Raw genomic sequence first — 9,401 nt, 5'->3', positions numbered from 1 at the left:
GATGGCTCCACACCTACAATCACCACCGCGGACACACCGCGCTCAAGGGCCAACCACCCGCCAGCCGCGTCCCCAACCTCACAGGGCAATACACCTAGGCTCCACAGCCGACCACGTCGATGGCCGCGCCCCCTCCTGCCGGAGGGGGCGCGGCCATCGGCGTACGGCCATCTCGATCGTACGAGCGTCTTCGGGCCTACGAGGGGCGGCCTCCGCCCCCCTCCGCACCGTCCTGGTGACCACCCGGCCCGCCCATGCCCCGCAGCGCCGTGAAGGCGACGAGGGAACCGAGCACCACCAGGACCGCGCACAGCGCCGCGGCGGTCTGGAGCCCTTCGGTGAAGGCGGAGCGGGCCAGGGAGAGCAGGGTGTCGCCGGTGCCGCCCGCGAGGTCGGCCGCGCTGTGGACGGCGCCGCCCAGAGTGTCCTCGGCGGCGCGTGCCGCGTCGGCGGGCAGGTCCGCGGGGAGTTCGCCCTTCAGTTCGCTCCGGTAGACGGCGGTGCCGATGCTGCCGATGACGGCGACGCCCAGCCCCAGCGCGAACTCCTGGATCGTCTCGGCGACGCTGGAGGCGGCGCCGGCCCGCTCCGGCGGTGCGGATCCGACGGCCAGTTCGAGGCCGAGGATCATCACCGGGGACACCCCGAAGGACATGCAGAAGACGCCGCCGACGAACAGCGCGATCGGCGAGTCGACACCCATCTGGGAGAGCAGGACGAACGCCCCACAGGACACCAGCAGGCCGGATCCCATGATGACCGGCGGCCGGACCTTCTTGATGACGTTGCCGGTGGTGATGGCTCCGGCGACCACGCCGAGCGCCATCGGCACCATCCACAGCCCTGCCTGCAACGGGCTCAGCCCGCGTACCAGTTGGAGATACTGGGCGACGAAGAACAGCGTGCCCGACATCACCAGCACGGCCAGGCCCATGATGCCGAGCGCCGGGCCGAAGCGCGGTGTGGAGAAGAGGCCGAGGTCCAGCAGCGGGTCGTCCAGCCTGCGCTGGCGCACCACGAAGGCGGCGCCGACCGCGAGTCCGCCGACGATCGACAGGGTGTTGGGCGCTCCCAGGCCGTGGGTGGCGATGTCCTTCATCCCGTAGATCACCGCGAGGACCGCGACGACCGACATCGCGGCGCTGACGAAGTCGATGCGCCCCGCGCCCGGGTTGCGGTGTTCGGGCAGCAGCATCGGGCCCGCGACGAGGAGGAGCAGCATGACCGGGATGCCGAGCAGGAAGACCGAGCCCCACCAGAAGTGGGCGAGGAGCGCGCCTCCGGCGAGCGGGCCGAGCACACTGCCCGCGGAGAAGCAGACGGTCCACACGCCGATCGCCGCCGTGCGCTGCTTCGGGTCGTGGAACATGGTCCGCAGCAGGGCGAGGGTGCTCGGCGCCAGGGTCGCCCCGGCGATGCCCAGCAGGGCACGGGTCGCGATGAGCATCTCGGGGCTGTTGGAGAACGCGGCGAGCGCCGAGGCCGCGCCGAAGGCGCAGGCGCCCGCCAGCAGGAGCCGCCTGCGTCCGATACGGTCGCCGAGGGTGCCCATCATGACCAGGAAGCCGGCCATCAGGAACCCGTAGATGTCCATGATCCACAGGAGCTGGGCCCCACTGGGCGCCAGGTCCGCGCTCAGGTGGGGGACGGCGAGGTAGAGGACGCTCAGGTCCATGGAGAGCAGAAGGGTGGGCAGGGCGAGGACCGCGAGGCCGATCCATTCGCGCCGCCCCGCCTTCGGGGGTGCGCCCTCGCCGGCCACCGCTTCCGCGGTGACCGCTTCGGGGCCTGTGGTGCCGAGGGCGCCGTTCGAGTCCTTGCCGGTGCCACTTTCGGTCGTCATGGCGAGATTTCCTCAGTCCGTGGGGAGCGTGCCGCGGGGGACGCAGCGACGGCCGGGTCCGTGGGTGATGCCGGAGGTGAACTCCTCGACGCGCTGCCACTCGGGCGTGACGACCGGGTTCTCCAGGAAGGCCCGGTGGGCGTCCTCGCCGCTCCACTCCGAGTAGTTCAGCACCTGCACCCCGCCGTCCGCCGCGGCACCGCTGATCAGGAAGTGCCGCGCGAGCAGGCCGGGGGTGGGCTCGGGCTGGGTCGTCTCGGCGACCGTGATCGCGTCGGCCCAGGCCCGCGCGTGCTCCGCGCTCCCGAAGCCGAAGGTGGTGATCACCACGCAGCCGGGCGTGACGGGGGAACCCGCCGGGCCGGCGTCCACCGTCCTGCTGCGGTAGGGGACGGTCACGAGCGCCGGGGACCGCTCGACGCCCTCGACCGTTCCGGCGCCCTCCACCGCCTGGCGGCCGATCCGCTCGAACTCCCTCAACTCGGCATGGGAAGACCACTGTTCGCAGCCGAAGACGGTGTCTCCGTTGGTGCTGACGAAGACGGTGAGCGCGCGCGGGGAAACCGGCGCGGAGGTACGCCGCCAGGCGTCGAGGAGGGTGTCGGCCACGGCGCTCTGCCGCTCCGGGGATGTCGTCCAGCGGTGCAGTACGACGACGGGGGTGGAAACGTCCGCCCCTTCGACGGTGATGACGCTGGGCCCCGTCACCGTACCGTCCTCGTAGTGGCAGTAGGTGTGCCCCTTCGCCAGGAACCCTCGGCCGTGCAGGAACGCGCCGTCGAGCTCGGCCCGTGCCTCGCCCGGCACGGGGCCCGGCAGCGGGTGCCGCAGGGCGAAGCGGAACAGGCCTTCGGTGGAGGGTTCCTGACTCCACTCACCGCGCCCGGTGAAGAACGGCTCGCCGTGCTCGTCGCGAGGTCCGGCCAGCCGTACGATCCGGTCCGCGCCGAACTCGATCTCCACGTCCACAGGCTCCGCGTCGCCCGTGGCCTCCTCGACGGCGCGGGCCCTCCAGACGCCCACCAGGGACGGAGGAATCGTCAGGGCCGAGCCCTCACCCTGTTCTGCCTGCGTGGCGTGTTGGGTCATGGTGCACCTTTCCCGGCCTGGGGTGAGTGTTCACTCACCCCAGGGTGAGTGAACACTCACTCTCCCGTCAAATGCGATGCGCGACACGGCGCGAACCAGCCGCCGGCACAGTGCTTTTGCGGCTCTTTGTCGGCTGCTCCCGCTTGACCCTCCCGTAACCGGAGGCCCTACTGTCCCGGGGCGCGAGGATCGTCGCCCATGACACCGCCTCCGCCCCGCCCGACCTGCCGCACCGACCGATCGCCCAGCGATCCGACGCCCTCCGCGAGATACTCGCCCCGCCGCTGGAGGTGATGTCCCGGGTGGGAGTCGGAGACCTCGTCGAGAGGCACCGCGCGGGCAACGGGTTCCTGCTCGACCGGGACGACCCGCGCTGCCCGGAGGCCCTGGAGCCGGTGCGGGACGCCCGGGTGTGGCAGCGGGCCGAGGACTCCGTCGCCGCCGCGCGGGAGCGGCTGGGCGCGACGGCACCCGGGACCGCCGGCACCGTGCATGTGGTCGTCGTGCGCGTCGCGCAGTCGGGATCACCCCGACACATCCGGTATCGGGGCGACCCTCCGCCTTGCGATCGCACGCACCAGACGCCGCCGAGCCCGCCCTCCGGGCGGACGGCGCTACCTTCGAAACACGCCCTAGGCTGTGCGCGGGGCTTTGGCCAGTTGGCGGGACTGGGCGACGAGGCGGTCGGCGCTGTCCCAGACCTCCGCGTCCTCCTCCAGGAAGCCGCCGGCGAGGTTGCGGGTGGTGATGGCGACGCGCAGCGGGCCCGGGGCGGGACGGCAGCGGATGTGGGTGGTCAGTTCGACGGTGGGGGTCCAGCCGGTCAGGCCCAGCTCGAACGAGGTCGGCGGGAGGGCGTCCACGGTGAGCAGCAGCGACAGCGGGTCCGGGTCGCGGCCGTCGGCCAGGCCGAACCAGCCGCGCATCTCGCCCTTGCCGGACGGGGCTCCGACGGCCCAGCCGACGGTCGCCGGGTCGAGCTTGATGTCGAGGCGGTCGGTGATGGCGGAGCTGCCGGGAATCCTGGGCGCGCCGTCGCTCGGGCCGAGGCAGTGTTCCCGGTCGGGCATGGCGGGCGGGAGGGCGCTCGTGCGGACGTCGTCGGGGAGCGTGTCCAGGTCGCCGTAGGTGGCCAGGACCCGGATGCGCTCGATCTCGCTGCCGTCCTCGGCGTACTGGAAGAGGGAGGCCTGGCCGGTGGAGAGGGTGCGGCCGGTGCGGACGGTCTGGGTGCGGACGACGGCGGGGCCCGGCACGGAGGCGGTGAGGTAGTGCGCCGAGACGGAGAACGGGTCGGGGTGCGGCAGGGCCTCGCCGAGCGCCCGGCCGAGCAGGGCCAGCAGATAGCCGCCGTTGACGGCCTGGATGATGGTCCAGCCCGCGGAGAGCTCGGCATCGTAGACGCCCTCCTCGCGCAGAGTGACCGCGGTGTCCCGGTCGAACTCGCTGTCGCCGATGGTCGCCCCTGCGGTCTGCGCCGCCTCAGTCGCTGCCTGTGCCATGGCATGCACGGTACATCGATCACCCTACTGAGCGGTAGCTTTTGGGATCCCGCATTACTCGGCCATGTGGCCGCCGGACACCTTCTAGGCCTCTTCGGCCTGTGCGGAGGAACGGTTGTACGCGCGCGGCGCCCGCCAGTGGTAGCGCAGCGCCAGCAGGCGCAGGGCGAACGCGGCGATCACCGCCAGGCCGCTGGTCAGGGCGTTGAGGGTGTCGAAGCGGATGCACAGGACCACCATGACCGCGCCGACGATCGCGGGCACCGCGTACAGGTCGCGGTCCCAGCGCAGCAGTGAGGGCACCTCGTTGGCCAGCACGTCGCGCAGCACACCCCCGCCGACCGCGGTGGCCAGACCGAGCGCCGCCGACGCGGTGAGCCCGAGGCCGTACTCGTACGCCTTGACCGTGCCGGTCACGCAGAACAGGCCGAGCCCCGCCGCGTCGAAGACGTTGACGCCGACCTGGATGCGCTCCACGTGCGGGTGGAGGAAGAAGACCAGCACGGCGGCGAACAGCGGGGTGATGAAGTAGCCGAGGTCGGTGAAGGCGGCGGGCGGGATCGCGCCGATCATCACGTCGCGGAACAGCCCTCCGCCCAGCGCTGTCACCTCCGCGAGGACCGCGATGCCGAAGACGTCGAAGTTCTTGCGGACGGCGAGCAGGGCGCCCGAGATCGCGAAGACGAAGATCCCGACGATGTCGAGCGCGTGCTGGACGGAGGGCGTGAACAGTTCGGTGAGCACCGGGCAATTGTGCCGGTCCCGGGGCGTGTCCGGCGGATCGGGGCCGGACCCGGTCAGGATCCGCCGGGCACTCCCTGGTCCTGGGCTCCGTCCTTGGCCGGTACGGCGACGGGCGCGTCGCCCTGGCCCGGCACCTTCGCGGGGGACTCGGCCTCGCCCTCCGCGGTCTCCACCGCCTCGGCCGCCACCGTTTCCGTGCCGATGACCGCCTCGATGCCCGTGGCCAGGGTCTGCTTCACCGTCCCGGCCTCGATCTCGGCCGTGAAGTGGCAGGCCACCTTGTGCCCGTCGCCGGTGTCCAGGAGCGGCGGGCGCTCCGTGGCGCACTTGGTCTCCTGCACCCACGGGCAGCGGGTGTGGAACCGGCAGCCGGTCGGCGGGTTCGCCGGGGAGGGCAGGTCGCCGTGGAGCAGGATGCGCTCGCGGCGGTCCTCGACCTCCGGGTCGGGCACCGGGACCGCCGACATCAGCGCCTTGGTGTACGGGTGCCGGGGCCCCGCGTACAGCGCGTCGCTCGGGGCCTCCTCGACGAGCCCGCCGAGGTACATCACCCCGATGACGTCCGAGATGTGCCGGACGACCGCGAGGTCGTGCGCGATGACCAGGTAGGTCAGGCCCAGCGACTCCTGGAGCTCCTCCAGCAGGTTGATCACCTGCGCCTGGACCGAGACGTCCAGCGCGGACACCGGCTCGTCGCAGATGATCACGTCCGGCTCCAGCACCAGCGCGCGGGCGATGCCGATGCGCTGGCGCTGGCCGCCGGAGAACTCGTGCGGGTAGCGGGACATCGCGTTGGACGGCAGGCCGACCTTGGCGAGGATGTCCTCGATCTTCTTCCGGCGCTCCGCCGCATCCTTCCCGATGCCGTGGGCGGCCATGCCCTCGGCGAGGATGGACTCGATGTTCTGCCGGGGGTTGAGGCTGCCCAGCGGGTCCTGGAAGACCATCTGGAGGCGGCGGCGGAAGGCCCGCATCTCCTCGGAGGGCAGCTTCGCCAGGTCGGTGCCGTCGAAGACGACCCCGCCCTCGGTGATGTCGTTCAGCCGCAGGACCGCGCGGCCGAGCGTCGTCTTGCCGCAGCCCGACTCACCCACCAGCCCGTACGTCTGGCCGGACTCGACGCTCAGCGAGACGCCGTCGACCGCGTAGACGTGGCCCACCGTACGGTCGAAGAAGAGGCCCTTCTTGACCGGGAAGTGGACTTTGACGCCGTCCAGTTCGAGAAGGCTCATGCCGGGACCTCCGCCTTGGGCAGGACCGGGTTGACGCAGCGCACCTGGTGTCCGGCCGTGCGTGGTTCGGTCAGTTCGGGGGTGCCGGTGAGGCACTCCATCGTGTAGTGGTCGCACCGGGGCGCGAACGCGCAGCCGTCGGCCCAGGCGATCTTGTCGTTGATGGACCCGCGGATCGGGTGCAGCGGTTCGCCGCGCGGCGCGTCGAGGCGCGGGATGGAGCCGAGCAGCCCGTGCGCGTACGGGTGGGTGGGGTGGGCGAACAGCTCGCGGCGGCCCGCCGATTCCACCGCCCGTCCGGCATAGAGGACGTTGACCTCGTCGCAGAGGCCGGCGACGACACCGAGGTCGTGCGTGATCATCAGCAGGGCGGTGCCCTCCTGGTCGACCAGCTCCTTCAGGAGCTCCAGGATCTGCGCCTGGATGGTCACGTCCAGCGCGGTCGTCGGCTCGTCGGCGATCAGCAGCCGGGGGGCGCAGGCGACCGCCATGGCGATCAGCGCCCGCTGGCGCATACCGCCGGAGAGCTGGTGCGGGTACTCCTTGAGCCGCCGGTCCGGGTCGGGGATGCCGACCCGGTCGAGCAGCGACGCGGCTTCCTTGCGGGCCTTCTCGCCCTTCAGCCCGCGGTGGCGCTGGAGGATCTCGGTGACCTGGATCCCGATGGGGACGACCGGGTTCAGCGAGGAGAGCGGGTCCTGGAAGATCATCGCGAGCTGGCTGCCGCGCAGATCGCGGAGCTTGCGCTCGTTCATGGTCAGCAGGTTCTGGCCGTCGAACTCGGCACGGCCGCCGATCCTCGCGGCCTTCCGGGGCAGCAGCCCCATCAGGGCGAGCGAGGTGACGGACTTGCCGCAGCCCGACTCGCCGACCAGGCCCACGACCTGGCCCTGGTCGACCTCGAAGGAGACGCCGTCCACGGCCGTCGCGTCCTTGCGGCCGCGAGCGGTGAAGGTGACGCTGAGTTCCTCAACGGAGAGCAGTGACATGGGACTTCAGCCTCGCAACTTCGGGTCGAGGGCTTCGCGCATGGCCTCGCCGAGCAGGGTGAAGCCGAGGGCGGTGATGATGATCCCGACGGCCGGGTAGGCGGCCATCATCGGCTCGTTGTCGAAGAAGCGCTGTGCCTGGGAGAGCATCACGCCCCACTCGGGAACGGCCGGGTCGGGGTTGCCTAGGCCCAGGTAGGACAGGGCCGCGGCCTCGATGATCGCGGTGGCCAGGCTCAGCGTGGCCTGGACGATCACCGGGCTCAGCGAGTTCGGCAGGATCTGTGTGAGCACGATCCGCTTGCGCCGGATGCCGACCGCCTTCGCGGCGAGCACGTAGTCCGCGCCGCCCTGGACCAGCATCGAACCGCGCAGCAGGCGGGCGAAGATGGGGATCTGGACGACACCCACGGCGATCATCACGGTGGTCAGCGACTGGCCGAGGACCGCGGCGATGGAGACGGCGAGCAGCAGCGAGGGCAGCGACAGCATGATGTCGGTGAAGCGCATGATCACGGTGTCGAAGCGCTGGCCGACCTTGCCGCCGAGAGTGGCGGCGGCGCCGGAGAGCACACCGACCAGGGCGCCGATGATCAGGCCGATGAGCATGGAGACCACACCGACGAGCAGCGTCTGCCGGGCCCCGACGAGCCAGCGGGAGAACATGTCGCGGCCCAGGTGGTCCAGGCCGAACCAGTTCTCACCGCGCATGCCGATGAACTTGCCCTGGTTGGGGAAGACCTCGCTGCGCCAGTTCTGCGCGGTGGGCCCGTGCGGTGCGAGCCAGGGGCCGACGATCGCGACGAGGACGAACGTGGCGATGATCGCCGCGCCGATGATCGCCATCTTGCTGGACCGCATCCGGCGGAACGCCTCGCGCCACAGGCTGGTGCCGGTGACGGTCTCGGAGCTCTGGGTCAGCTCGGCGAGACGGTCGATCTTGTCTGCTTTGTTGGTCAGGATCGTCACGTCAGTGCACCCGCACTCTCGGGTCGATGATGCTGTACGCGAGGTCGACCAGCAGGTTGATGAGCACGTACACCATCGCGATGAAGAGAATGAATCCGACGAGGACCGGGTAGTCACGGCCGTCGATCGCGGTACGGATGAAGGAGCCGATGCCGCCGAAGTCGAAGACGGACTCGGTGAGCACGGCACCGGAGAGCAGGCTGCCGGTCAGCAGGCCGACCGCGGTGATCACGGGCAGCAGTGCGTTGCGCAGCACGTGCCGGCCGCGGACGGTCCGCTTGTCGAGGCCCTTGGACTCGGCGGTGCGGATGTAGTCCTCGCCGAGCACCTCCAGGACGCTGGCGCGGGTCATCCGGACGATGACGGCGAGCGGGATCGAGGCCAGCGCGACGGCGGGCAGGACCAGATGCATGATCGCGTCCCAGCTCGCGTCGAACTCACCCGTCAACAGGCCGTCCAGGACGGCGAATCCGGTGACGTCGGTGGCGTTGATGCCGGTGTCGAGCCGGCCCTGGCTCGGGAACCAGCCCAGCTCCACGGAGAAGATCCCGCGCAGCAGCATGGCCAGGAAGAAGACCGGGATGCAGATGCCGAGGAGCGATCCGGAGACGGAGGCGACGTCCAGCCATCCGCCACGGTGCTTGGCCGCCAGGTAGCCCATCGGGATGCCCACGACCACGGCGATCAGGATGGCGGCGACGCTGAGCTCCACGGTGGCCGGGAAGCGCAGGGTGAATTCGTCCCACACCGGCTGGCCGGTCTGGGTGGAGGTTCCGAGGTCGAGCTCGAAGATGCGCTTGAGGAACCGCCAGTACTGGACGTGGACCGGCTCGTCGAGCCCGAGTGCCCGGTTGATTCTCGCTACTTCGGCTTCGGTGGCCCGCTCGCCCAGGATCGCTGAGGCGGGTCCGCCGGGCAGTCGGTTCAGCCAGAGGAACAGCAGGACCGACAGGCCGAGCAGGGTGGGAATGAGCTGGAGAAGTCTTCTTACGACGAGTCGCAGCACCCCGCATGCCCCTTTCTCACGTGCGTC

The 9,401-nt window shown here is 70.9% G+C and carries 9 protein-coding genes; all 9 read right to left on the bottom strand.

Annotated elements, in window-relative coordinates; all coding sequences use genetic code 11:
* Window positions 1-196: 196 nt before the first annotated feature.
* Complete coding sequence (locus tag IG90_RS0110990; protein WP_030581250.1) at window positions 197-1,843, bottom strand: MFS transporter; 1,647 nt, start codon at window positions 1,841-1,843, stop codon at window positions 197-199.
* Between the two features lie 12 nt (window positions 1,844-1,855).
* Entirely contained in the window at window positions 1,856-2,932 is a 1,077-nt protein-coding gene (locus tag IG90_RS40690) for an antibiotic biosynthesis monooxygenase (RefSeq protein ID WP_051860065.1), read from the bottom strand.
* Window positions 2,933-3,099: 167 nt separating this feature from the next.
* Complete coding sequence (locus tag IG90_RS44280; RefSeq protein ID WP_030581243.1) at window positions 3,100-3,426, bottom strand: hypothetical protein; 327 nt, start codon at window positions 3,424-3,426, stop codon at window positions 3,100-3,102.
* Between the two features lie 138 nt (window positions 3,427-3,564).
* A complete protein-coding gene (locus IG90_RS0110975) occupies window positions 3,565-4,434 on the bottom strand; it encodes a thioesterase family protein (RefSeq protein ID WP_030581240.1) in 870 nt (289 codons plus the stop codon).
* Between the two features lie 84 nt (window positions 4,435-4,518).
* Window positions 4,519-5,178, bottom strand: a complete 660-nt coding sequence (locus tag IG90_RS0110970; protein WP_030581237.1) for a trimeric intracellular cation channel family protein — start codon at window positions 5,176-5,178, stop codon at window positions 4,519-4,521.
* 53 nt (window positions 5,179-5,231) lie between these two features.
* The gene (locus IG90_RS0110965) at window positions 5,232-6,410 is read right to left on the bottom strand and encodes an ABC transporter ATP-binding protein (protein ID WP_030581234.1); all 1,179 of its coding nucleotides are present in this window, start codon (window positions 6,408-6,410) and stop codon (window positions 5,232-5,234) included.
* Window positions 6,407-7,399, bottom strand: coding sequence for an ABC transporter ATP-binding protein (locus IG90_RS0110960; RefSeq protein ID WP_030581231.1), 993 nt, complete (start codon window positions 7,397-7,399; stop codon window positions 6,407-6,409). Before IG90_RS0110960 ends, IG90_RS0110965 begins: the two co-directional genes overlap by 4 nt.
* Window positions 7,400-7,405: 6 nt before the next feature.
* Window positions 7,406-8,368 carry an ABC transporter permease gene (locus tag IG90_RS0110955; protein ID WP_030581228.1) on the bottom strand — a complete coding sequence of 321 codons (963 nt, stop codon included), beginning with the start codon at window positions 8,366-8,368 and terminating at the stop codon, window positions 7,406-7,408.
* A 1-nt stretch (window position 8,369) separates the two neighbouring features.
* Window positions 8,370-9,374 carry an ABC transporter permease gene (locus IG90_RS0110950; protein ID WP_030581225.1) on the bottom strand — a complete coding sequence of 335 codons (1,005 nt, stop codon included), beginning with the start codon at window positions 9,372-9,374 and terminating at the stop codon, window positions 8,370-8,372.
* Window positions 9,375-9,401: the final 27 nt, after the last annotated feature.

Origin of the sequence: Streptomyces anulatus (assembly GCF_000721175.1) — a bacterium.
In the GTDB taxonomy this organism is placed as follows: Bacteria; Actinomycetota; Actinomycetes; order Streptomycetales; family Streptomycetaceae; genus Streptomyces; species Streptomyces anulatus_C.
The sequence above is the reverse complement of the archived record's forward strand: the minus strand, read 5'-3'. Positions and strand labels throughout refer to the sequence as shown.